General features: G+C 65.8%; 26 protein-coding genes. 11 read left to right on the top strand and 15 right to left on the bottom strand.

Annotation, left to right across the window (positions count from 1 at the left end):
* Positions 1 to 51: 51 nt before the first annotated feature.
* Genes SFA35_RS09395 through SFA35_RS09380 form a run of 4 tightly spaced genes read right to left on the bottom strand, consistent with a single transcriptional unit; the run spans position 52 to position 3,914 of the window.
* Positions 52 to 1,008 carry a 2-hydroxyacid dehydrogenase gene (locus SFA35_RS09395; RefSeq protein WP_320577562.1) on the bottom strand — a complete coding sequence of 319 codons (957 nt, stop codon included), beginning with the start codon at positions 1,006 to 1,008 and terminating at the stop codon, positions 52 to 54.
* Positions 1,009 to 1,038: 30 nt separating this feature from the next.
* On the bottom strand, positions 1,039 to 1,800 hold the full coding sequence (locus tag SFA35_RS09390) for an SDR family oxidoreductase (protein WP_320577561.1): 762 nt from the start codon (positions 1,798 to 1,800) through the stop codon (positions 1,039 to 1,041).
* A gap of 40 nt (positions 1,801 to 1,840) precedes the next feature.
* Positions 1,841 to 2,539: a fumarylacetoacetate hydrolase family protein gene (locus tag SFA35_RS09385; protein WP_320578938.1), complete on the bottom strand. Its 699-nt coding sequence runs from the start codon at positions 2,537 to 2,539 to the stop codon at positions 1,841 to 1,843.
* Between the two features lie 25 nt (positions 2,540 to 2,564).
* A complete protein-coding gene (locus SFA35_RS09380; RefSeq protein WP_320577560.1) occupies positions 2,565 to 3,914 on the bottom strand; it encodes an MFS transporter in 1,350 nt (449 codons plus the stop codon).
* A 316-nt stretch (positions 3,915 to 4,230) separates the two neighbouring features.
* On the opposite strand from SFA35_RS09380, the gene SFA35_RS09375 reads away from it, so the two are divergent.
* Positions 4,231 to 5,142 (top strand): AraC family transcriptional regulator, encoded by a 912-nt coding sequence (locus tag SFA35_RS09375; RefSeq protein ID WP_320577559.1) that lies wholly within the window; start codon positions 4,231 to 4,233, stop codon positions 5,140 to 5,142.
* A gap of 157 nt (positions 5,143 to 5,299) precedes the next feature.
* Here SFA35_RS09375 and SFA35_RS09370 read toward each other — a convergent pair whose 3' ends face one another.
* Positions 5,300 to 6,199 carry a LysR family transcriptional regulator gene (locus SFA35_RS09370; protein WP_320577558.1) on the bottom strand — a complete coding sequence of 300 codons (900 nt, stop codon included), beginning with the start codon at positions 6,197 to 6,199 and terminating at the stop codon, positions 5,300 to 5,302.
* Between the two features lie 115 nt (positions 6,200 to 6,314).
* Here SFA35_RS09370 and SFA35_RS09365 point away from each other — a divergent pair, with 115 nt between their 5' ends.
* The 4 genes from SFA35_RS09365 to SFA35_RS09350 all read left to right on the top strand — a co-directional run bounded on the left by SFA35_RS09365 (position 6,315) and on the right by SFA35_RS09350 (position 10,729).
* A complete protein-coding gene (locus tag SFA35_RS09365; RefSeq protein ID WP_414058505.1) occupies positions 6,315 to 7,715 on the top strand; it encodes an MFS transporter in 1,401 nt (466 codons plus the stop codon).
* Complete coding sequence (locus tag SFA35_RS09360) at positions 7,712 to 8,986, top strand: glucarate dehydratase family protein (RefSeq protein WP_320577557.1); 1,275 nt, start codon at positions 7,712 to 7,714, stop codon at positions 8,984 to 8,986. Before SFA35_RS09365 ends, SFA35_RS09360 begins: the two co-directional genes overlap by 4 nt.
* Before the next feature lie 91 nt (positions 8,987 to 9,077).
* Positions 9,078 to 9,854 carry a transporter substrate-binding domain-containing protein gene (locus SFA35_RS09355; protein ID WP_320577556.1) on the top strand — a complete coding sequence of 259 codons (777 nt, stop codon included), beginning with the start codon at positions 9,078 to 9,080 and terminating at the stop codon, positions 9,852 to 9,854.
* Between the two features lie 86 nt (positions 9,855 to 9,940).
* Entirely contained in the window at positions 9,941 to 10,729 is a 789-nt protein-coding gene (locus SFA35_RS09350; RefSeq protein ID WP_320577555.1) for an SRPBCC family protein, read from the top strand.
* On the opposite strand, the gene SFA35_RS09345 is transcribed toward SFA35_RS09350, so the two are convergent.
* The 3 genes from SFA35_RS09345 to SFA35_RS09335 all read right to left on the bottom strand — a co-directional run bounded on the left by SFA35_RS09345 (position 10,703) and on the right by SFA35_RS09335 (position 11,922).
* A complete protein-coding gene (locus tag SFA35_RS09345; RefSeq protein ID WP_320577554.1) occupies positions 10,703 to 11,254 on the bottom strand; it encodes an ATP-dependent Clp protease proteolytic subunit in 552 nt (183 codons plus the stop codon). The genes SFA35_RS09350 and SFA35_RS09345 overlap by 27 nt on opposite strands.
* 190 nt (positions 11,255 to 11,444) lie before the next feature.
* Positions 11,445 to 11,717, bottom strand: a complete 273-nt coding sequence (locus SFA35_RS09340; protein ID WP_320577552.1) for a general stress protein — start codon at positions 11,715 to 11,717, stop codon at positions 11,445 to 11,447.
* Between the two features lie 49 nt (positions 11,718 to 11,766).
* Positions 11,767 to 11,922, bottom strand: a complete 156-nt coding sequence (locus SFA35_RS09335; protein ID WP_320577550.1) for a hypothetical protein — start codon at positions 11,920 to 11,922, stop codon at positions 11,767 to 11,769.
* Here SFA35_RS09335 and map point away from each other — a divergent pair.
* Positions 11,921 to 12,712, top strand: coding sequence for a type I methionyl aminopeptidase (gene map, locus SFA35_RS09330; protein ID WP_320577548.1), 792 nt, complete (start codon positions 11,921 to 11,923; stop codon positions 12,710 to 12,712). The two genes, SFA35_RS09335 and map, sit on opposite strands and share 2 nt — an antisense overlap.
* Positions 12,713 to 12,735: 23 nt before the next feature.
* On the opposite strand, the gene SFA35_RS09325 is transcribed toward map, so the two are convergent.
* The 5 genes from SFA35_RS09325 to SFA35_RS09305 form a co-directional block, all read right to left on the bottom strand.
* On the bottom strand, positions 12,736 to 13,509 hold the full coding sequence (locus tag SFA35_RS09325; RefSeq protein WP_320577545.1) for an enoyl-CoA hydratase: 774 nt from the start codon (positions 13,507 to 13,509) through the stop codon (positions 12,736 to 12,738).
* Positions 13,510 to 13,523: 14 nt separating this feature from the next.
* Positions 13,524 to 14,651 carry an acyl-CoA dehydrogenase gene (locus SFA35_RS09320; protein WP_320577543.1) on the bottom strand — a complete coding sequence of 376 codons (1,128 nt, stop codon included), beginning with the start codon at positions 14,649 to 14,651 and terminating at the stop codon, positions 13,524 to 13,526.
* 10 nt (positions 14,652 to 14,661) lie between these two features.
* On the bottom strand, positions 14,662 to 15,849 hold the full coding sequence (locus SFA35_RS09315; RefSeq protein WP_320577541.1) for an acetyl-CoA C-acyltransferase: 1,188 nt from the start codon (positions 15,847 to 15,849) through the stop codon (positions 14,662 to 14,664).
* 78 nt (positions 15,850 to 15,927) lie between these two features.
* On the bottom strand, positions 15,928 to 16,695 hold the full coding sequence (locus tag SFA35_RS09310; protein ID WP_320577539.1) for an SDR family NAD(P)-dependent oxidoreductase: 768 nt from the start codon (positions 16,693 to 16,695) through the stop codon (positions 15,928 to 15,930).
* 70 nt (positions 16,696 to 16,765) lie between these two features.
* The gene (locus SFA35_RS09305) at positions 16,766 to 17,785 is read right to left on the bottom strand and encodes an AraC family transcriptional regulator (RefSeq protein ID WP_320577537.1); all 1,020 of its coding nucleotides are present in this window, start codon (positions 17,783 to 17,785) and stop codon (positions 16,766 to 16,768) included.
* A gap of 122 nt (positions 17,786 to 17,907) precedes the next feature.
* Between SFA35_RS09305 and SFA35_RS09300 the strand changes: the two genes are divergently transcribed.
* From SFA35_RS09300 to SFA35_RS09285, 4 genes are read left to right on the top strand one after another with little or no spacing between them, the layout of a single operon-like run.
* Positions 17,908 to 18,342: an SRPBCC family protein gene (locus SFA35_RS09300; protein WP_320577535.1), complete on the top strand. Its 435-nt coding sequence runs from the start codon at positions 17,908 to 17,910 to the stop codon at positions 18,340 to 18,342.
* A gap of 40 nt (positions 18,343 to 18,382) precedes the next feature.
* A complete protein-coding gene (locus SFA35_RS09295; RefSeq protein ID WP_320577533.1) occupies positions 18,383 to 19,408 on the top strand; it encodes an alpha/beta hydrolase in 1,026 nt (341 codons plus the stop codon).
* Positions 19,409 to 19,432: 24 nt separating this feature from the next.
* Positions 19,433 to 20,392, top strand: a complete 960-nt coding sequence (locus SFA35_RS09290) for a D-2-hydroxyacid dehydrogenase family protein (protein WP_320577531.1) — start codon at positions 19,433 to 19,435, stop codon at positions 20,390 to 20,392.
* 43 nt (positions 20,393 to 20,435) lie between these two features.
* Entirely contained in the window at positions 20,436 to 20,891 is a 456-nt protein-coding gene (locus SFA35_RS09285) for an LEA type 2 family protein (protein WP_320577529.1), read from the top strand.
* Positions 20,892 to 20,905: 14 nt separating this feature from the next.
* Here SFA35_RS09285 and SFA35_RS09280 read toward each other — a convergent pair whose 3' ends face one another.
* The gene (locus SFA35_RS09280; protein WP_320577527.1) at positions 20,906 to 21,160 is read right to left on the bottom strand and encodes a hypothetical protein; all 255 of its coding nucleotides are present in this window, start codon (positions 21,158 to 21,160) and stop codon (positions 20,906 to 20,908) included.
* A 160-nt stretch (positions 21,161 to 21,320) separates the two neighbouring features.
* On the opposite strand from SFA35_RS09280, the gene SFA35_RS09275 reads away from it, so the two are divergent.
* Positions 21,321 to 21,641 (top strand): DUF883 family protein, encoded by a 321-nt coding sequence (locus SFA35_RS09275; protein ID WP_320577525.1) that lies wholly within the window; start codon positions 21,321 to 21,323, stop codon positions 21,639 to 21,641.
* Between the two features lie 80 nt (positions 21,642 to 21,721).
* Here the strand turns inward: SFA35_RS09275 and SFA35_RS09270 are convergent, their stop codons facing one another.
* Positions 21,722 to 22,747, bottom strand: a complete 1,026-nt coding sequence (locus tag SFA35_RS09270) for an Ldh family oxidoreductase (RefSeq protein ID WP_320577524.1) — start codon at positions 22,745 to 22,747, stop codon at positions 21,722 to 21,724.
* Between the last annotated feature and the right edge of the window lie 8 nt (positions 22,748 to 22,755).

Genomic DNA, 22,755 nt, shown 5'->3' with positions numbered 1-22,755 from the left:
AAGGCCCGTCTGCTTTTGATGGCAAGCCCGCAGGCTGGACCTCCTGGCGCCTCAGGCCGTCACGCAGCCGACGGGTTGCTGCCCGGCGAAAGCGGCGGCCAGGCTGGCCAGGACCATCTCGCCCATGCGCGTGCGGGTCTGCTCGGTAGCGCTGGCGCGATGCGGTTGCAGCACCACGTTCTCCATCGAGTACAAGGCCTCGGGCACCCGTGGCTCATCTACGAACACATCGAGACCGGCACCGGCGATGCGGCCCTGTTGCAGTGCGGCCACCAGGTCTGGCTCGTTGACCAGGCGCCCGCGCGCGACGTTGATCAGGTACCCCTGATCGCCCAGGGCGTCGAGCACCTTGGCGTCGATGATGCCCTCGGCCTTGTCCGCCGCCGCCGCCAGAATCAGCGCGTCGCTCTGGCGCGCCAGCTCGACCAGGTCGGCGACGAAGCTATAGGGCACGTCGGCCATGGCTTGCAAGTCGGTGTAGCTGATCGGGCAACCGAACGCAGCGGCGCGCACGGCCACCGCCCGCCCTACCCGGCCCATGCCGACGATGCCGATGCGCATGCCGCTGAATTGCCGGGCCAGCGGGATCGGCGCCAGCGGGGTCTTGCTCTGGTGCCACAAGTCGGCCCGCACGAAACGGTCGGCGGTACACAGGCCGCGGCAGTTGGCGATCAGCAGGCCGATGGCCAGATCGGCGACGTCTTCGGTCAGCGCGCCAATGGTGGCGCTGACCACGATACCGCGGTCGCGGGCATAGGCCAGGTCCACCGCGTCGGTGCCAACGCCATTGACCGCTACCACTTCGAGCTTCGGCAGTTGCGCCATGACTTCGCGGGTGATGCCGGTGTGCCCCCCGGTGACGACGCCACGAATGTTGGCACCATGCTCGCGCAGGTAGGCGGCCTTGTCGGCTTGCTCGTAATAAGGCCGCACAGTGTAGGTGGCCGCCAGCTTCTCGCGTACCGAGGCAATAAGGATGGGGCTGAGCTGGAGAATTTCAGGCTTCATCGAAGACCTCGGGAATCTAGGGGGTTGGGATCAGCCACGGCCAACGAAGGGCATGTTGGTGGCCATCACGGTCATGTTCAGCACGTTGGCCGACAGCGGCAGGCCGGCGATGTAGCGCACCGCATCGGCGACGTGCTGCACGTCGACCATCGGCTCCACGGCGATGCTGCCATTGGCCTGGCGCACGCCTTTGGTCATGCGCACCGAGAGGTCGGTCAGCGCGTTGCCGATGTCGATCTGGCTGACCGCGATGTTGTACTCGCGGCCGTCCAGGGCCAGGCTCTTGGTGATGCCGAGCACGGCATGCTTGCTGGCGGTATAGGGCGCGGTAAACGGCCGCGGGGTGTGCGCCGAGATCGAGCCGTTGTTGATGATGCGCCCACCCTGGGGCACCTGGCGGCGCATCAGGCCAAACGCCTCGCGGCAGCAGAGGAACACCCCAGTGACGTTGGTGTTGAGCACGTTGAGCCAGTTGTCGACTTCCAGCTCGTCGACCGGTATGGCCGGGGCGTTGATGCCGGCGTTGTTGAAGATCACGTCGAGGCGCCCATAGACTTCCTCGACCGTGGCGAACAGCGCCTTGACGCTGGCCGCATCGCGCACGTCGGTGGCCACTGCCAGCGCTTCGCCGCCCTGGCTGGCGGCCAGTTCGGCGAGTTCCTGCAACGGCTCGATCCGGCGCCCGGCCAGCACCACCTTAAAGCCGTCGGCCAGCAGGCCCAGGGCCACGCTGCGGCCGATGCCGCTGCCGGCGCCGGTGACCAGGGCGATCTTGTTGGAGGATTGGCTCATGTTGATTACTCCTTGGCAGAATCTTGAAGAAAGCTTGAGTCTAGGCGGGTTGGCGTGCGCCGACCTTCACCTGCAAACGGGCCACGCCCTCGATCTCGGCGGTGATCACATCCCCTGGAAGCAGCGCATCGACCCCCGGCGGCGTGCCGGTCATGATGAGGTCGCCGGCCTTGAGGCGCACCGACTGCGAGAGTTGGCTGACCACCTCGGCGACTGACCAGATCTGCGCGTCGAGGTCCGACCGCTGGCGTTCCACGCCATTCACGCTGAGCCACACGGCACCCTGCTGCGGATGGCCGATGCGGCTGACCGGCACGATCGCAGTGATCGGCGCCGAGCCGTCGAAGGCCTTGGCCGCTTCCCACGGCTGGCCGACGGCCTTGGCCGCCATCTGCAGGTCGCGGCGAGTCATGTCCAGGCCGGCGGCATAGCCCCAGACGTGCTCCAGGGCCTGATGCGGGCTGATGCGAAAGCCGTCGGTACCGATGGCCACCACCAACTCGATCTCGTGGCAGAATTCGTTGGTCTGCGGCGGGTATTCAACCTCGCCCACGGCTTCGACCACGGAGCTGGCCGGCTTCATGAAGAACAGCGGAAAGCTGCGCGGCTCGCTGCTGGTCGCGCCCCAGTGATAGTTGCGGCCGAGGCAGAACACCCGGGCAATCGGGAAACGCTGCGAGCTGCCGTCAATCGGCAGGCTGGCCACGGCAGGGGCAAAAATCAGGTCGCTCACGTCAATTCCTCATCTCGAAAAGGGGGCACGTTCAGCGTGCCTGCAGCTGTATCCGGTAGAGCTTGCCCAGCAGCAGCGAGTAGGCCAGGGTGCCGATCGCGGCGACGCCGCCAATGAACCAGAAGGCGTAGGCGAACGAGCCGGTTTCGTGGACGATGGCGCCGATCACGATTGGCGTGACGATGCCGCCGATGTTGGCCGCCAGGCTGGTGACGCCGCCGGTCAGGCCGATCAGTTCCTTGGGCGCCACTTCAGCCACCGCCGCCCACGAAGCCGAGGCAATGCCCTGGGCGAAGAAGGCTACGGTGAGGATGGCGATGCACACCACGTTGGAGTCGGTGAAGTTGATCAGCACGATCGACATGCCGAGCATCGAGCCCACCACCAGCGGCAGCTTGCGGGCGAACGACAGGGACACGCCGCGGCGGATCAGCATGTCGGAGACGATGCCGGCCAGGAGAATGCCGACCGTGGCGCCAATGAACGGCATCACGGCGAAGATGCCAACCTTGATGGTGGTCAGGTGGCGCTCTTCGATCAGGTAGGTGGGGAACCAGGTCAGGAAAAAGTACAGTGCCGAGGTGCTGGCGAACTTGCCGATGCAGATGGCCCAGATCTGTCGATAGCGGAACAGCTCGGTGATCTGCCGCCAGTTGAATCGGGTGCGCTCCTGGCTGCTCTTGACCAGGCCGCCGCCGTCCTCGATGTACTGCAGCTCTTCCTTGCTGACCTTCTTGCACGACAGCGGATCGCGGTAGATCCACAGCCACAGGCCACCGAACAGGATGCCGGCGATGCCGGTGCTGTAGAACACGTGACGCCAGTCATAGGTAGTGGCCAGCCACAGCAGCGCGCCGGTGAAGAGCGCCGTGCCCAGGTACTGGCCACAGACATAGATGCTGCTGGCCATGCCGCGCTCGCGCGCCGGGAACCACACGGCCACCGCGCGGGTGTTGGCCGGGAACGCCGGCGCTTCCATTACGCCGATGGCCAGGCGCAGGCCGAACAAGGAAGTGAAGCCGCCGGCCAGGCCCTGGCAGACGGTGACCGCCGACCACGACAGCAGCGAGACGCCGTAGGTGAAGCGCGAACCGAAGCGGTCGGCGATGAAACCGGCAGGTACCAGGGCGAAGGCGTAGGTCCAGGCGAAGGCGGAGAAGATCAGGCCCATCTGGATCTTGTCCAGGCCCAGGTCCTTGGCCATGAAAGGCGCGGCGATCGAGATGTTGACCCGGTCGACGTAGTTGATGATGGTGGCGACCAGCAGCAGCGACAGCATGAACCAGCGGCGCCGGGTTGGCAGTGCGCGGGATGATACGGCGTCTCTGGGCGGCGCAGCCTCGACGGCGGCGGCCGGCCGGGTATCGGAAATGCTCGACATGTTAGACCTCGTTATTTTTAGAGATGGTCCTGAAGCGAGCCTCTAAGTTATCGTACAACCACAGCAGTGCAACGGTCTGCTTATACCGTTTTGCATCAGTCGCTTGGACTCTTTTGACTTGTCCAAAAAAAATGACGGCATTCTGCGACTGCCACCGGCGCTTTTTTTATCGCTGAAATGCCTGTTCCAGAGCCTCCCGCGCCGGCTCCAGGGAGTGATGAAAGTTGGACAGCGGGTGACAGCTACTTTTTTCTCGAGCATGACCACTGGCGAGTAGTCATCGTATGATTGCAAGAAACAACAGCAGGGCCCTGCCATGTCCGCCACGCCCCCGGTGCCGACCTTCGCCATGCAGCAGCGCAGCGAGCGGCCGGACTTCTACATACGCGACAAGCGCGGCGGCGCCACCGCCACCACGCCCCATCGCCATGAATATTTCCAGATCCAGTTCAACCTGGGCGGCGACACCGTGCAGCACATCGGCAACGTGCAACGGCCGTTCCCGCGGCGCACCCTGGCGTTCATCCTGCCCCATCGGGTGCACCTGATTCCGCACCCTGAGGACGGCGAATTCATCGTCATCAACTTCGACCAGAACTTCCTGCTGCCGCACCTGGCCTGCTCGCCACTGGACCTGGAGGAAGTGTCCATCACCCAGGCACCAGAACTGTCGCCGTTCCGTTTCCAGGAGCACCTGGACTTCATCCTCGATACCGAGCAGTTCGCCGAAACCCGCGCCCTGATCGAGCGCATGCGCCGGCTGGACAGCAGCCGCGCCTTTGGCTCGCGGGAATACCTCAAGGGGTGCCTGCTACAGTTGATCGGCTCGGTGTGCCAGCACTATGCCGAGCCACTGCAGGCGCTGGCCGCCACCAACGCCGCCCAGGCCAGCCGCCGCGACGCCATGGCGCGGATGAACGACTACGTGCGCAGGCACTTGGCCGACCCCGAGCTGAACCTGAAGAAGGTCGCCGCCGCCACCTATCTGGCGCCCGACTACCTTAGCCACTGGTTGGCCAAGGACAGCGGCAAGAGCTTCAGCGACATGCTGCTGGAACGGCGCATGCATCTGGCCCGCAGCCTGCTGCTCAACGGCCGCAAACCGGTCGGCGAAATCGCACGGCTGTGCGGCTTCGCCGACGAAGCCTACTTTTCACGGCGCTTTCGCCAGGCCCATGGCCTGCCGCCGGGGCAGTTCCGCAAGCGGGAGGGGGTCGTGGAGGGTTGAGGGGCGTGGCAGATGTGTTTCCTGATATGCCAGTATGGCCATCACCGGCCGGCCGAGCGGCCTATCGCGGGCTTCGCGCGCTCCTACGGTTGATGATTTTTGGAACAGCGCAGGAGCGCGCTAAGCCCGCGATAGCCAATGGTGGCCGTGATGAATATCAGGCCGGATTCACCCCGCGCATCGCCCCGCGCAGTGCATCCAGCAGCATCAGCAACGCCGGGTTGTCGTTGTCTGCGCCCCAGATCAGGTGCAGTTCGCTCTCCACTCCCGGCCCCAGGTCGATGTCGCGGAACACCACGTTCCTGAACACCACGCTGGACGCGCAGCGCGGCACCAGGGCCAGGCCCATGCCGGCGTTGACCAGGGCCAGGATGGTCAGCGACGAACCCAGCCACTGCACATATTCCGGAGCGACCCGAGCCGAGCGGAACATGCCGGTCAGCAGCTCGTTCCACGGCTGATACGCCGAGTGGGCGTACATCAGGAACGGCTCGCCCTGCAGGTTGCCGACCTGCACCGGCCCTGCGGCCAGGCGGTGGCCGGCCGGCACCGCCAGCACGAAGGGTTCGCGCACCAGGCACTCGCTTTCGAACCCCGGCTGGCGCAGCGCAGAGCGAGCGATGCCGAGGTCGATGCGCCGCGAACGCAGGGCCTCGTGTTGCTGGTAGGTGTTCATTTCGCTCAGCGAGATCCTGATGTCCGGCTGCTTGAGCCGGGCCTCGGCGATCACCTGAGGGAGAAACTCGTACACCGCGCTGGCCACGAAGCTGATGGTCACCGAGCCGATATCACCGGCGGCGAAGCGCTTGGCCGACAGCGCGGCGGCCTGGGCCTGCTCCAGCAGGCTCTGCGCCTCGGCGAAAAAAGCCCGGCCTGCGGCGGTCAACGCCACGCTGCGCGTGCTGCGGGTAAACAGCGACACGCCCAGGTGGTGCTCAAGCAGCTGGATCTGCCGGCTGAGGGGCGGTTGAGTCATGTTCAGGCGTTCAGCGGCACGGCGGAAGTTCAGTTCCGTGGCCACCGTGGTGAAGCAGCGCAGTTGGGCAAGTTCGAACATTGATCCATTCCGGGTATCAATCATGAGCCAAGTTGAATTGGACGGGGATCAATGCCCCGGCCCATGATCATGCCACGCCAGACGCCAACCAAAAAAATAATTCCTGGAGTTGCCCGTGACCGATACCACCCGCTCGATCGACCCGGCCACCCTTGCCCGGGCTGCCGCCAAGGTCAAACGCCATGTGTTGCCGCTGTTCGTGGTGATGTTCATCGTCAACTACATCGACCGGGTCAACATCGGCTTCGTGCGCAGCCATATGGAAACCGACCTGGGCATCGGCGCCGCAGCCTACGGCTTGGGCGCAGGGCTGTTCTTCATCGGCTATGCGCTGTTCGAAGTCCCCTCCAACATCCTCTTGCAACGCTACGGTGCCCGTGCCTGGCTGGCGCGGATCATGCTGACCTGGGGCGCGGCAGCCATGGCCATGGCCTTCGTCAAGGGCGAGACCAGCTTCTACGTGCTGCGCTTCATCCTGGGCGCCGCCGAAGCCGGCTTCTTCCCTGGCATCATCTACTACTTCACCCAGTGGCTGCCGGCGTCCGAGCGCGGCAAGGCGATGGCGGTCTTTCTCAGCGGCTCGGCGTTGGCCTCGGTCATCTCCGGGCCGGTGTCCGGCGCCCTGCTCCAGGTCAGCGGGCTGGCGCTGCACGGCTGGCAGTGGATGTTTCTGATCGAAGGCTTCGCCTCCATCGTGCTGTGCGGTTTCGTCTGGTTCTGGCTGCAATCGTACCCGAACCAGGCCAAGTGGCTGAGCCGTGACGAGCAGCAGGCCCTGGTCGAGACCATCGCCCTGGAGCAGCTTGAGCGTGAGGCCGAGCACAGCGTGCGGCCGTCGATGTTCAAGCTGCTGGCGGACCGGCAGATCGCATTGTTCTGCTTCATCTATTTCTCCGTGGCCTTGACCATCTACGGCGCCACCTTCTGGTTGCCAAGCATGATCAGGAAGATGGGCACCCTGGGCGACTTCGAGGTCGGCCTGTTCAACTCTATCCCATGGCTGATCTCGATCGTCGCCATGTACGGCTTTGCCGCCCTGGCGGCGCGCTTCAAACACCAGCAGGCGTGGGTCTCCCTGACCCTGGTGATCGCCGCCGTCGGCATGTTCATGTCCACCACCGGTGGCCCGGTGTTCGCCTTTGTCGCCATATGCTTCGCCGCAGTCGGCTTCAAGGCGGCCTCGGCGCTGTTCTGGCCGATTCCACAAGGCTATCTGGACGCCCGCATCGCCGCCGCCGTGATCGCCCTGATCAACTCCATCGGCAACCTCGGCGGCTTCGTCGCGCCCACCGCCTTCGGTTTTCTCGAACAGACCACCGGCTCGATCGAGGGCGGCCTGTATGGCCTGGCGATCACCTCGCTGGTGGCCGCTGCGGTGGTGTTTTTCGCCCGCACCAAGCCGCGTGGCGACCTGCCTGTGCACGCTGCGGCGCCCGGGCGCGCCGGCGAACCGCCAGCCAGTTCCTCTGCGCACTGCCAGACCTTCGACCCTGACCTCTCGGGAGCCGCCTCTTGAAAATCGTCCGCGTAACCGTTACTCCCATCGCCTTTCGCGACCCGCCGCTGCTCAACGCCAGCGGCATCCACGAACCCTGGGCGCTGCGCTCGATCATCGAAATCGAAAGCGACAACGGCTACATCGGCCTCGGCGAAAGCTACGGCGATGCACCGGCGCTGTTGATCCAGCAGCAGGTCCGCGAGCAACTGCTGGGCCTGGACCCCTTCAACCTCAACCAGCTGCGCAGCGTGGTCCAGGCCACCGTCGCGGCGCACAAGCCGGCGAGCCTGGCCGGTGCCGAACTGGCGCCCGGCTCCCACGCCAGCAAGGCGGCGAGCAATGCCTACTCAGCGTTCGAAGTGGCCTTCCTCGACCTGCAGGCGCGCTACCTCAACGTGCCGCTGGTGGACCTGCTGGGCGGCGCGATCCGCGACCGGGTGCCGTTCAGCGCCTACCTGTTCTTCAAGTACGCCGAGCACATCGACGCGCCCTACGCGCCCGACAGCTGGGGCGAAGCGCTGAGCGAGGCGCAGATCGTCGCCCAGGCCGGGCGCATGATCGAGGCCTACGGGTTCAAGAGCATCAAGCTCAAGGCCGGCACCCTGCCGCCCGAGCATGAGGTGGCGTGCATCAAGGCTTTGAAGAAAGCCTTTCCCGGCTACCCGCTGCGCATCGACCCGAACGGCAACTGGTCGCTGGAGACCGCCATCCGCATGGCCGAGCTGCTGGGTGACGACCTGCAGTATTACGAAGACCCCTGCCCCGGCCTGGAGGGCATGAGCGAACTGCACAAGCGCACCGGCCTGGCCCTGGCGACCAACATGGTGGTCACCGACTTCGACGAGTTTCGCCGCAGCGTGGCCCTCGGCAGCGTGCAGATCGTGCTCGCCGACCACCATTACTGGGGCGGCCTGCGCGACACCCAGATGCTGGCGAAAATGTGCCAGACCTTCGGTCTGGGGGTGTCGATGCATTCCAATTCGCACCTGGGCATCAGCCTGATGGCCATGGCCCACGTCGCCGCCTCGGTGCCCAACCTGGACTACGCCTGCGACACCCACTACCCCTGGCAGGAGCCCGACGAAGAGGTGATCAAGGGCGGCAAGCTGCCGATCGTCGACGGCTGCGTGCAGATCACTCGCGCGCCGGGGCTGGGCCTGGAAATCGATCAGGACCAGCTGGCCAAGCTGCACGAGCAGTTCCTCAGCTGCGGCATCCGCCAGCGCGACGATGTGCGCCAGATGCGCAAGTACAAGCCGGATTGGCAGGCGCTCAAGCCGCGATTCTGAAGCGCTTGGCGTGGGGGCTCTGCCCACGCGACGAGGCCGGCCCATGAATTGCTAGAAGAATGCATTCACTCGCAACCCGCACCGAGGCCCCATGAATGCATTGCGCCGTTTCCTGCCTGCCCTGATCCTCACCGGCCTGGCGTGCACCGCCCACGCCGACGCGCTGTCCGACATCACCGGGCGCGGCGTGCTCAAGGTCGCCGTGCCGCAGGATTTTCCGCCCTTCGGCTCGGTCGGCCCTGACCTCAAGCCACGCGGCCTGGACATCGACATGGCGCAGCTGATCGCCGACCGGCTGGGGGTCAAGCTGCAGTTGACCCCGGTCAGCTCGGCCAACCGCATCCCCTTCCTCACCACCGGCAAGGTCGACCTGACCATCTCCAGCCTGGGCAAGACCGCCGAACGCGAAGAGGTGATCAATTTCAGCCACAAGTACGCACCCTTCTACATGGCCGTGTACGGGCCGCAGGAGGTACAGGTGCACGGCCCGGCCGATCTGGCCGGCAAGAGCATCGGCCTGGCGCGCGGCGCCCTGGAAGACCTGGAAGTCAGCAAGGTGGCGCCCGAAGGCACCACAGTGAAGCGTTTCGAAGACAACAACACCTCGATCTCGGCCTTTCTCGCCGGCCAGGTGCAGCTGATCGCCAGTGGCAATGCGACCATGGCCGTGATCGCCGAAAAAAACCCCAAGCGCCCGCCCCTGCTGAAATTCAAGCTCAAGGATTCCGGCTGCTACGTGGGCATCGCCAAGGGCGAAAGCGCCTTGACGGCCAAGGTCGACGAGGTGATCGCCACGGCCAGGAGCGATGGCAGCTTGAACGGGCTGGCCGAGAAGTGGCTGCGCGAGCCACTGCCAACGGATTTCTAGGCGGGCTACCTTGGGTCGGATCGAGGGAACGACCCCGCATGCTCTTCACTCTGTGAACTAGGTGATATCGCAGAGGAAAAACAATCATGACGGATCAACTGCCACAGGTTATCGAGCAGCGGCCGCAGGCCAACCTGTCACGAGGTGAACGCGGCGTGTCCATGGTGGCTGGCGCCTTGTTGCTGCTCAACGGCGTACGCCAGGGTGGCGTGCTCGGCCTGGCACAACTGGTGGCCGGCGCCGGCGCGGCGTGGCGCGGCTATTCGGGTAATTGCCAGGTCAAGCAGGCGCTCGCCGAGCGCAAGGCCCATGCGCGGCAACTGCGCAGCCCGGCCACCCGCGTGGTCAGCCGCAGCATCGCCATCGAGCGGCCGCTGGAAGAAGTGTTCGACTATTGCCGCGAGCCGGCCAACCTGGGTGCGCTGATCCCGTGGATCGACGAAATCGAGGAGGTCGGCGAAGGCACCTACGAATGGCGCGCCCACGGCCCGCTGCAGCAGACGCTGCGTTGCACCCAGGTGCGCAGCGTGTCGCGCAGCGCCCAGCGGCTGCGCTGGACCTCCGCCTGGCAGGGCCCGTGGGACCATGACGTGGTCGCCGACTTCGCCGAGGGCAATGACGGCAAGACCACCCTGATTCGCGTGATGGTGGCGTGCAAGGCTCCGGCCGGCGCGGCTGGCCACGCCTTGGCGGCGCTGCTCGGCAAGTTCGCCGACAAGGCAGTGCACAACCTGCTGCGCAGCTTGAAGGCGCAACTGGAAACCGGCCAGGTCAGCCCGCAGACCATGGGCGGTGAGCCGGAGCACGACTTTCTGTTCGTGCACCCGGTGCGTGACGAAGAACAGACCTTACTCGTGAATGCCCCAGGCCACTGACCCTGGATTGATGCGCAGCTCTTCCACGGCTTGGATCATGCCGGTCGTCACGGCATGTTCCGGGTCGAGGATGCGCGGGGCAGCGATCAGATAACGTGCGATGTCCAGGGATTCCTGCGCCCCTTCGGTGCGTTCGGCGACGATGCGCGCGTAGGCCTGCAGGTCGTGATCCAGGGTCATGGAGTATTCCGACATGCGCGCGTGGTCGATGGCGCCGTGCAGGTTCCAGTGGAAAGGGTGGAACAGGAACTTGCTGTGCTTGCCGGCGGTACGGCGCTCTCCCGCAAGGAACAGGATATTGCCCATGGACTCGACCGTGCCCAGGTTATGGGTATGTACCGGAATTGGCAATGAACGCAGAAAGTTGAACATGGTGAAGCCGTAACTGCATTCGCCGCCCATGGTGGCGACCGTCAGCAGTATTTCCGAGGCGTCTTGCGCGATGGCTTTGGAGCACTTGTCGATCAACTGGCCACAGGTGGTGGAATTGATCGCGCCGGTGAAGTGAACGATATGAGTGGTCATCGCAATACCCGTGGCAAGAGGCCGAATGAAGTGAAGAGCGGGTGCGGTTCAAACCACGCACCTTGACTACGCTCATGCAATTCATCGGCCCATTACCCAGTGGCTTGAACCACTCACGGATAGGCGGTAGCGGGCACGACGGACGGTCGCCGTACGTGCCCTTCCGGCCCCTCAGGGCCAGGCTTCGGGCTTATTTGCGGTCGTTGTCGTGGCTGTGCTGGCCGCCTTTCTGCCCGGCTTGCGAGGCTTTTTCGCGGTCGTTCGCGAAGTTGCCGCCAGAACCTTGACCCTGGCCGCCTTTCTGCCCTTGGTCACGCTGGGTCTGGTTACCTTGCTGATTGTTGCCGGTGTTGTTGTCGCGGGTGGTGCCAGTGCTGGCCTGCCCCCCTTTCTGTCCAGCTTCGGATGCTTTTTGTTTGTCGTTAGCGAAGTTGCCTGGGTTGTTATTTCCGGTATTAGCCATTTTGCATTTACCTCGATAAATAGGCAGGACAAGCCGAGCCAGTGCTCGCCTAATTAGGAGTCTGCGGCTCGGGGAAAATTTCAAGCGGCGCCGTCGAGTGGACGAAAGGTGTTAAAGATTGGCGCTTTAAATATACTTGGCAGATTGCCGCCAGCGCCGCTACCGGTCGCTGCGGCGCTTCGCTGACTTCCAGAGTGTTATTCATGAGCAAGAGTCGTGTGGTTCTCAAGACTGCCGCCGAGGTGGCGCAGTCGCGCCAGGCAGCGCAACTGGCCGCGCAGGTGCTGGAGATGATCGCCGCCCACGTGGTGCCAGGCGTCACCAGCAACGAGCTCGACCGCCTGTGCCACGACTACATCGTCAATGTTCAGGGTGCCATCCCCGGCAACATCGGCTACCACGGCTTTCCCAAGACGGTTTGCACCTCGGTCAACCAGGTGGTGTGCCACGGCATCCCCGACGACCAGCCGCTGGTCGATGGCGACATCCTCAATATCGATATCGCAGTGGTCAAGGACGGCTGGTACGGGGATACCAGCCGCATGTACTTCGTCGGCGAGCCCAGCCCGCAAGCCCGGCAGCTGGTAGCCACCACCTATGAAGCCATGTGCGCCGGCATCCGTGCGGTGCGCCCGGGCGCCACCCTGGGAGACGTCGGCCATGCCATCCAGAGCGTGGCCCGGCGTGACGGCTACAGCGTGGTGCGCGAGTACTGCGGCCACGGCATCGGCAAGGTCTACCACGACGAGCCGCAGGTGCTGCACTACGGCAACCCGGGCGAAGGCCTGAGGCTCAAGACCGGGATGATTTTCACCATCGAACCGATGCTCAACGCCGGCAAGGCCGGGGTCAAGACCCTGGGCGATGGCTGGACTGTGGTCACCCGCGACCAGTCGCTGTCGGCGCAGTGGGAACACATGGTGGCGGTCACCGACGATGGTTTCGAAGTGCTCAGCCGCTGGCCGGGCAGCAGCGAGCCGCTGCCCGCCTTATAGAGTAGAGCGCTGTCGCGCGTCGCTCAGCGGTGCTTGAACTGCGCCGGGCGTTTGGCGACGAAGGCTGCCATGCCCTCCTTCTGATCTTCAGTGGCGAAGGCGGCGTGAAACACCCGCCGCTCGAAACGCACGCCTTCGGCCAGGCTGACTTCGAAGGCGCGGTTGACGCTCTCCTTGACCATCATGGCAATCGGCAGCGACTTGCCGGCAATGTCGGCCGCCACCTGCAAGGCCTCCTCGAGCAGGCGCTCGGCCGGCACTACCCGGGCCACCAGACCGGCGCGCTCGGCTTCAGCGGCGTCCATCAGGCGCCCGGTCAGGCACAGTTCCATGGCCTTGGCCTTGCCCACCGCGCGGGTCAGGCGCTGGGTGCCGCCCATCCCGGGCAGCACGCCGAGCTTGATTTCCGGCTGACCGAAGCGCGCGTTGTCGGCGGCCAGGATGAAGTCGCACATCATCGCCAGCTCGCAGCCGCCGCCCAGGGCGAAACCAGCCACGGCGGCGATCAGCGGTTTGCGCCGGTTGGCCACCTTGTCGCCTTCGACGAAGAGGTCGTCAAGGTAGATCGAGGGATAGCCCAGGCCGGCCATTTCCTTGATGTCGGCGCCGGCGGCGAAGGCCTTGGCGGAGCCGGTCAGCACGATGCAGCCGATCTCGGGATTGCCCTCCAGACTGTCCAAAGCCTGGTTGAGCTCGTCGATCAGGCGCGCGTTGAGTGCGTTCAGCGCTTCGGGGCGGTTGAGGGTGATCAGCCCCACGCGGTCGTGGATTTCCAGCAAGAGCGTGTCGTACGTCATGTCACAAGCCTCCTTCACAAGTTGCGCGCGATGACCATGCGCTGGATGTCACTGGTGCCTTCGTAGATCTGGCAGATGCGCACGTCGCGGTAGATGCGCTCCAGCGGAAAGTCATTCAGGTAACCGTAGCCGCCCAGGGTCTGCAAGGCGTCGGAGCAGACCTTCTCGGCCATTTCCGAGGCGAACAGCTTGGCCATGGATGCTTCGGTGAGCGCCGCCTGGCCGGCGTCACGCAGGGCGGCGGCATGCCAGACCATCTGCCGGGCGACGGCGATCTGGGTGGCCATGTCGGCCAGGCGAAAGGCCACCGCCTGGTGTTCGATCAGCGCCTTGCCGAAGCTGTGGCGCTCGCGGGCATAGTCGCGGGCCACCTCGAACGCCGCGCGGGCCATGCCCACGGCCTGGGCGGCGATACCGATGCGCCCGCCCTCGAGGTTGGCCAGAGCGATCCTGTAGCCCTGGCCCTCCTCGCCCAGCCGATAACTCTCGGGAATGCGCACCTCGTCGAAGACGATCTGGCAGGTGTCCGAGGCATGCAGCCCCAGCTTGTGTTCGACGCGGGTGACCTGGTAGCCCGGGGTCTCGGTGGGCACCAGGAAGGCGCTGATGCCGCGCTTGCCGGCCGCCGGGTCGGTGACGGCGAAGACGATCACCACGCCGGCGTTCTTGCCGGAGGTAATGAACTGCTTGCTGCCGCTGATCACATAATGGTCGCCATCGCGGCGGGCGCGGGTCTTCAGGTTGCTGGCGTCGGAGCCGGCCTGGGCTTCGGTGAGGGCAAAGGCGCCGAGCATCGCGCCACTGGCCAGCGGTTCGAGAAACCGGGCTTTCTGCTGCTCGCTGCCAAAGGTCAGAATCGGCACGCAGCCCACCGAGTTGTGCACGCTCATGATGGTCGAGCAGGCGCCGTCACCGGCGGCGATTTCCTCCAGGGCCATGGCGTAGGCCAGGTAGCCGGTGTCGCTGCCGCCCCACTGCTCGGGCACCAGCATGCCGAAGAAGCCTAGCTCGGCCATTTGCGCCAGAGCCTGGCGCGGAAAGCTGTGGTCGCGGTCCCACTGTTCGGAAAAAGGCCGCAGGCGCTCCTGGGCGAAATGGCGCGCGGCGTCGGCAATCTGTTGTTGTTCGGCGGTGGCTAGCATGGCGAGCTCCTCAATACAGGCATTCGATGGCGATGGCGGTGGCTTCGCCGCCACCGATGCAGATGGCCGCAACCCCGCGTGACAGCCGGCGCTGGCGCAGGGCCCAGAGCAGCGTCACCAGGATGCGCGCCCCGGAGGCGCCGATGGGGTGGCCCAGGGCGCAGGCGCCGCCGTGCACGTTGAGGCGTTCGACGGGCAGTTCAAGCTGCGCCTGGGCGGCCATGGCCACCACCGCGAAGGCCTCGTTGATTTCCCACAGGTCGACCTCGCCCTGCTGCCAGCCGACCCGCTTGAGCAGGGCGTGGATCGCGCCGATGGGTGCGGTGGGGAACAGCCCGGGGGCGTCGGCGAAGGCGGCATGGCCGTGGATCAGCGCCAGCGGCGCCAAGCCCCTGTGCTCGGCCTCGCTGCGGCGCATCAGCACCAGCGCTGCGGCGCCGTCGGAAATGGAACTGGAATTGGCAGCGGTCACCGTACCGCCCTCGCGAAACGCCGGCTTGAGGGTGGGGATCTTCTCCGGGCGCGCCTTGGGCGGTTGTTCGTCCTGCTCGATCAGCACCCGCTCCTTGCCGCGGGTGGCCGGCACTGGCACCAGCTCGTCGGTGAAGGCGCCTTCCTGCATGGCCTGGCGCGCTCGCTGCAGCGAGCGCAGGGCGTAGTCGTCCTGGGCCTGGCGGCTGAAGCCCAGGCGCTGGGCGCAGTCTTCGGCGTAGGTGCCCATCAGCCGGCCGGGTTCGTAGGCGTCTTCCAGGCCGTCGAGGTACATGTGGTCGAGCACCCGCCCATGGCCCATGCGGTAGCCACCACGGGCGCGGTCGAGCAGGTACGGGGCGTTGGACATGCTCTCCATGCCGCCGGCCACCAGCACCCTGGCCGAATCCGCCAGCAGCGCGTCATGGCCCAGCAGCACGGCCTGCATGCCCGAGCCGCACATCTTGTTCAAGGTGGTGCAAGGGGTGGCGCTGGGCAGGCCGGCGCCCAGCGCCGCCTGGCGGGCCGGCGCCTGGCCGAGGCCGGCGGACAGCACGTTGCCGAACAGCACCTGGTCGACGGCGGCGAAGTCGAGGCCGGCGCGCTCGACGGCGGCGCGAATGGCCACGGCGCCCAGTTGCGGGGCAGTGACATTGCTCAGTTCACCCTGCAGGCCGCCCATGGGGGTGCGAACGGCGCTGACGATGACGATCGGATCCTGGTTCATGGTGGATTCTCTTGTTTTTATCGGTGCAAGGCATCAAGGCCAAACCGCCCTGGCGGGACCAGGAGCCCGAGCCTTGCGCTATCGGGCAGCCATCCGCAAGGCCCCGTCGAGGCGGATCACCTCGCCGTTGAGCATAGTGTTCTCCAGGATATGCCGCACCAGCGCGGCGTATTCCTGCGGGCGCCCCAGGCGTGGCGGAAAAGGCACCCCGGCGGCCAGCGAGGCGCGGACCGCTTCGGTCATGCCGGCCATCATCGGTGTCTCGAAAATGCCCGGGGCAATGGTCATCACGCGAATACCGTAGCGCGCCAGTTCGCGGGCGGCCGGCAAGGTCAGCGCGGCGATGGCGCCTTTGGACGCGGCATAGGCGGCCTGGCCGATCTGGCCATCGAAGGCGGCCACCGACGCGGTGTTGATGATCACCCCGCGCTCGCCATCCTCATCCGCGGCGGTCTCGGCGATGGCTGCTGCGGCCAGGCGCAGCAGGTTGAAGCTGCCGATCAGGTTGACGTCGATGACCCGCGCGAAACTGTCCAGCCCATGGGGGCCCTGTTTGCCGAGGATCTTCTCGGCGCTGACGATACCGGCGCAGTTGACCAGCCCATGCAGACCGCCAAAGGTGTCAACGGCCGCCCGCACCGCGGCCTGGGCGGCAGCGCCCTGGCTGATGTCGGCGACCTGGAACGCGGCGTTGTCGCCCAGCGCGGCGGCGCGCTCGGCCAACGCCGTGGCGTTGATGTCCACCAGCATGACCCGCGCGCCGGCTTGCACCAGCATCTGCGCGGTGGCGGCGCCCAGGCCCGAAGCGCCGCCGCTGACGAGAAAGACGTGATCGTGGATGCGCATGGTCAAGCCTCGAATGCAGGGATGCGCCGATACTCGCGCTGCAACCGGGCGCCAACAAGGCTCGGATCGCTCAATCGGCCTGCGCGTTTTGGACACCGCCGAGCATCAGGCTGCGGTAATGCCCGGGGCTGGCGCCGGTCCATTTGCGAAACGCCTTGTAGAACGCGCGGCTGTCGGCAAAACCCAGGCGCGCCGCGATCTCGGCCACGGGCAGCGCCGCGTCGGCCAGCCAGCCGGTGGCCAGCTCCTTGCGCACGCTGTCCTTGAGGCCCTGCCAGGCCTGGCCTTCCTCGCCAAGGCGGCGGCGCAAGGTCGAGGCAGACATGTGCAGCTGGCGCGCCAACGTTTCGATCTCCGGCCACTGCGCCGGGTCGAGCCGGCGCAGCTGTCCGCGGATGCGCTGGGCCAGGCTGTCCGGGTCGCGATAGCGCACGAGGATGTTGCCGGGCGCCCGCGCGAGAAACCGTGGCACCTCGGCGAGGCTGCGGCGCACCGGCCAGTCCAGGCACTCGGCGGCGAGCACCAGACGCGCCTGCGGGCGCTCGAAGCGCAGGTTGTCGCTGAACAGCACGCGGTAGTCATCCAGGTACTCGGGCGCCGCACAGGGCAGCTCCACCGCCACCACCGGCAGGCGCCGGTCCACCAGCCAGCTGGCCAGGCCCTGGACGATCAGCCAGTAGGTGAAATAGGTGAAGGGTCGCTGCGGCGGGCCGCCGTCGCGGCCCAGTACGATCTGCGCCAGGCTCTGATGCACATCCAGCTGCGCCGGGGTCTGCCCGAGCATCAGCGAGAGAAAGCCGAGCATCACCTGCAACGCATCGGCCAGGGTCGGCTGGCTTACCGCCACGCGGCACAGGTAGGCCAGGCTGCCCGAGCGCAGCGGGCGCGGGTCCATGCCGAAGAATTCATCGTCGGTGACCTGCGCCAGGCGCCGCCACAATCGCGCGTAGGCCTGGGCCGAGACCCGCCCATGGGTCGGCCCGGCAATGCCGGCAGCGGCCAGCAATTGCTGGCGCTCGCGTTCGCCGAGGGCGCATTGTTGCAGCGCTTCGCCAACCATTTGCATGGAGATGGAATCTTTTTGCGCCATGGGATGCCTTAATCAGAGCCTTGGCGATCTTAGGCCCAGAGCAGGCAATTGTCATCGCGCAGGTCTAGGCTTGTGCCATTGCCTGTCAGCCAGCTTTTTTATCCAGCAGCGGGAAACCCATCATGCTCGAGCAAAGTGTTGCTGAAATCTATATCGAAGCACCCATCAACGCCGTCTACGACTACGCCACCCAGCCGGAACACTGGCCGCAATGGCATCCGACCTCGCTGCGCGCCGACGTCGGCGACGGCGGCACTCCGGCCAGCGACGTGCAATTTGTCGAGGTGGTCGACCTGATGGGCGTGGAGCTGACGCTCAACCACCGCGTGGTCCTGGACGAGCGGCCACTGGCTTTTGCCACGCAATTCACTTCCAGCAAGGGCCAGGGTTCAGTACGCTACGACCTTCACCATCAAGGCACCGGCACGCTGTTCAAGCGCACCCTGACCTACGAACTGAACGAACCGCTGCCCAAGCTCAACGTGCGCATGCGCGACATCTCGGCGCAGGCCATGGCCAATCTGCAGCGCCGGGTCGAGGCCTTGCGAGGCGCCTGAGCACCTGCTGCACATTCACCGCCGTCGACAAGGAACATCGATGCTTCGCCTGCCCGCTCTTTGCCTGTCAGCCCTGACCTGGGGCCTGCTCATGGCCCACCCAGCCCTGGCCGCCGCCGACGCCCCGGTATACGGCCCCGAGCTGCAAGGTTTCGATTATCCCTACACGCTGCAACACTTTGCGTTCGAATCCCAGGGCACCGCCCTGCAGATGGGCTATATGGACGTGGCCGCGCAGGGCAAGGCCAACGGTCACACCGTGGTCCTGCTGCACGGCAAGAACTTCTGCGCCGCCACCTGGGGCAGTTCGATCAAGGCCCTGAGCGAAGCCGGCTACCGGGTCATCGCCCCCGACCAGATCGGCTTCTGCAGTTCCAGCAAGCCGGAGCACTACCAGTACAGTTTCCAACAGCTGGCTAGCAACACCCACGATCTGCTGGACAAGCTCGGCGTCGAACAGGCGATCGTGCTGGGCCACTCCACCGGCGGCATGCTGGCCACGCGCTACGCATTGATGTACCCCGGCGATGTCGAGCGCCTGGCGCTGGTCAACCCCATCGGCCTGGAAGACTGGAAAGCCCTCGGCGTGCCCTGGCGCAGCGTCGACGACTGGTTCGCCCGTGAGGTCAAGCTGAACGCCGAGAGCGTCAAGCGCTATGAGCAGAGCACCTATTACGGCGGGCGCTGGAAACCCGAATACGACCGCTGGGTGACCATGCTCGCCGGCCTCAACCAGGGCCCCGGGCACAACGTGGTGGCGTGGAACTCGGCGCTGATCTACGACATGATCTTCACCCAGCCGGTGGTCTACGAATTCAGCAAGCTGCAGATGCCGACCCTGTTGCTGATCGGCACCGCCGACACCACGGCCATCGGCAGCGACATCGCCCCCGCCGAGGTCAAGGCCCGGGTCGGGCATTACAACGTGCTGGGCAAGCAGGTCAGCCAGCAGATTCCCCACAGCACCCTGATCGAATTCGAGGGGCTGGGCCATGCGCCGCAAATGGAAGAACCGGCGCGTTTTCATCAGGCGCTGCTGGGCTGGCTGAGCAAGCCCGGATCCTGAGCAGCCCGCAAATAGAGAGCACCCATGCCACAGCCTTTGCGTATCGCAGTGATCGACGACTGGCAGGCCGTCGCCCAGCAGGTCGTCGACTGGAGCCCGCTGGCTTCGCTCGGCGAATTGACCTTTGTGCACGACTACCCGGCCGACACCGCCACCCTGGCCGCGCGGCTGGCGCCCTACGCGGTGCTCTGCGTGATGCGCGAGCGCACGCTGTTCGACGCCGAGCTGTTGCGCGCCCTACCCAACCTCAAGCTGATCGTCACCGGCGGCATGCGCAACGCCGCCATCGACCTGGCCGCCGCCGCGCAACTGGGAATCGTGGTCAGCGGCGGTGACAGCTACAAGCAGGCGGCTCCGGAGCTGACCTGGGCGCTGATCATGGCCTTGAGTCGCAACCTGCTGGTCGAAGCGCAATCGGTGCGCGACGGTGGCTGGCAGGTGGGCCTGGGCCGTGACCTGTACGGCAAGACGCTGGGCCTGCTCGGCCTGGGCAGCATCGGCCAGCGGGTGGCGCAATTTGCCCAGGCCTTCGGCATGCGCGTGATCGCCTGGAGCGAGAACCTTACCGAGCAGCGCGCCAGCGAAGTGGGCGTGACCTACGTCGACAAGCAGAGCCTGTTCCAACAGGCCGACGTGCTCAGCATCCATCTGGTGCTCAGCGAGCGCAGCCGCCACCTGGTCGACGCCCAGGCGCTGGCCTGGATGAAGGCCGATGCACTGCTGGTCAACACCTCACGCGGGCCGATCGTCGACGAGGCCGCACTGATCACGGCGCTGCAGCGACAGCGCCTGGGCGGCGCGGCGCTGGACGTCTATGCCGTGGAGCCGCTGCCGGCCGACCACCCGTTCCGCCACCTGCCCAATGTGCTGGCCACGCCCCACGTGGGCTATGTCAGCCAAGCCAATTACCAGGTCTTCTACCGTCAGATGATCGAGGACGTGCTGGCCTGGCACAGCGGCCAGCCGATCCGGGTTTTGCGGTAGCCGCTCGCGGCCAGGCTGAACCTATTCACCGAGAGGACTCGACATGCGCCGATGGCTGACCTTGCTTGTGCTGATTCTGACCCTGGGCGCCTGTGCTCTGCTGCCCCAGCGCGACCCCCTGCAGATCACCGTGGTGGGCATCGACCCGCTGCCTTCACAGGATCTGGAGGTGCGGTTCGCGGTCAAGCTGCGGGTGCAGAACCCCAATGACAGCGCCATCGACTATGACGGCCTGGCGCTGAACCTGACGGTCAACGGTCAGCCACTGGCCTCGGGGGTCAGCAACCAGCACGGGCGCCTGGAACGCTTTTCAGAGACCGTGCTGAACATCCCGCTGAGCGTCTCGGCGTTTTCCGTGCTGCGCCAGACCCTGGGGCTCAGCCAGACCCAGAGCCTAGACAACCTGCCCTACACTTTGGATGGCAAGCTGGCCGGCGGCCTGTTCGGCACCGTGCGCTTCAGCGACAGTGGCCGCCTGCGCCTGCCGGCAGGCAACTAGACGCGACGGCCCCGCTAGCGCGCGGCAGCCATCAAGCGGTTGACCTCGGCGCGCACCATGTTGGCGTATTCGGGCGGGGTCATGCCGTCCAGTTCGCTGCGTACCCACTCCGACCACTTGCCCTTGCGCTTGGCTTTCTCGCCGATCAGCCGCGAGGCATCGGCCTTGGCCTTGCCCAGGTTGGCTTGCCAGAGTTCGAACAGGCGGGATTTTTCGTCTTCGAGCGTCGCGCGCTCGGCCAGGCTGCGGTTGGCCAGATTGAAGCTCATGAAGGATCACCTGCGTGTCACGGTAAAAATGTGGGAAACATCTTACACGCATGTCAGGGCTTTCTGACTCGCCTTGATGAAACCTTCAGCCTGACGGTGCAACTTTCAAGGCCTCGGATGTTCAACTGATCAATGCCATCAGACGCCAAGGAGTATGCCCATGGCCCGCAAGACCGCCGCCCAGGCTCACGGGGAACAAATCAAGGATCAGGCCTTCAGCGAGCTGCAGGCGCTCATCGAACAGTCGGAAAAACTGCTGCACGATGCCGCCTCGCTGGTCGGTGAAGACGGCGAAGGTCTGCGCGTACAGATCAGCGCCAAGCTGCAGCAAGCCAAGGACGCCATGGCCGCGCTCAGCTCCCGCGCCCAACCGGTGGTCGAGGCTACCGAAACCTATATTGGTGGCCATCCGTGGCAGACCGTGGCCATTTCTGCCGGTTTCGGCCTGGTAGTGGGATTGCTGCTCGCTCGCCGCGATTGACCCCATAGGACCGAGCTCGCTCGGGAACCTTGCCGCCGGTTCCCGAGCAGACGCTATCCTGCACCCATCACCCCGCCCCTTCAGGCCAGCGCCAACGCACGCAGCTGCGCCAGCTCTTCGCTCGCGATGGCTATGCCACTGACCTGCGCGTGCGCCCGGTTGCGGTAACGCCGGTCACCCGACAGCCGCGTCAGCCCCACCCCCTGCATCCTTTCCACCAGCTCGCGACAGCGTACGGCAAAGCTCTGGCCGCTGCCCTTGTCTGGATCGATGACGATCAGTAGCTGGCCCGTCCACGGCGTGCGAGCCCCCGGGTGTTGCGACCAGTCGAATTCGAACGAGAAATGCCCGCCAGTCAGGGCCGCCGACAGCAGCTCGACCATCATCGACAGGGCCGAACCCTTGTGCTCGCCAAACGGCAGCAGTGCACCGCCATCGAGAATCGCCTTGGGGTCGGTGGTAGGCTCACCGTGGCGATCAACCCCGGTGCCAGGTGGCACCGGCCGCCCTTCGCGCGCGGCAATCTGCACGTCGCCGTGGGCCATGGCGCTGGTGGCCATGTCGAACACCACCGGGTCACCACCGGCACAGGGCGCGGCGAAGGCGATCGGATTGGTGCCGAACAGCGGCTGGCGGGCCCCGTGGGGCACCACGCAGGTCATGCTGTTGACCACGCTGAGAGCGACCAGCCCTTGGCGGGCGAATGGCTCGACGTCCGGCCACAGGGCGGCGAAATGATGCGAGTTGCGGATCGCCAGAATCGCGATGCCGGCCTCGCGGGCCTTGGCCACCAGCAACTCGCGGGCCGCCGCCAGCGCTGGCTGGGCAAAGCCACCGGCGGCATCGACGCGCACGAACCCGGCAGCGACATCCTCGACCCGCGGGCTCGCCTGGCCATCGACCCAGCCACTGGCCAGGGTCGAAAGGTAGCCGGGAATACGAAACACCCCATGGCTATGGGCGCCGTCCTGCTCGGCAGTGGCGCAGTTCTCGGCCAGGCAGCGAGCGACGGATGCAGCCACGCCATGACGCACGAAGATCTGTTGCAGCAGCTCGACCAGTTCGTTGAAGGCAAGGGTTGGCGCGGGGGATAGGGCGTCGGTCATGGCGGGGC

Origin of the sequence: Pseudomonas sp. HR96 (assembly GCF_034059295.1) — a bacterium.
Lineage (GTDB): Bacteria > Pseudomonadota > Gammaproteobacteria > Pseudomonadales > Pseudomonadaceae > Aquipseudomonas.
This window is presented reverse-complemented; position numbering and strand designations above follow the sequence as displayed.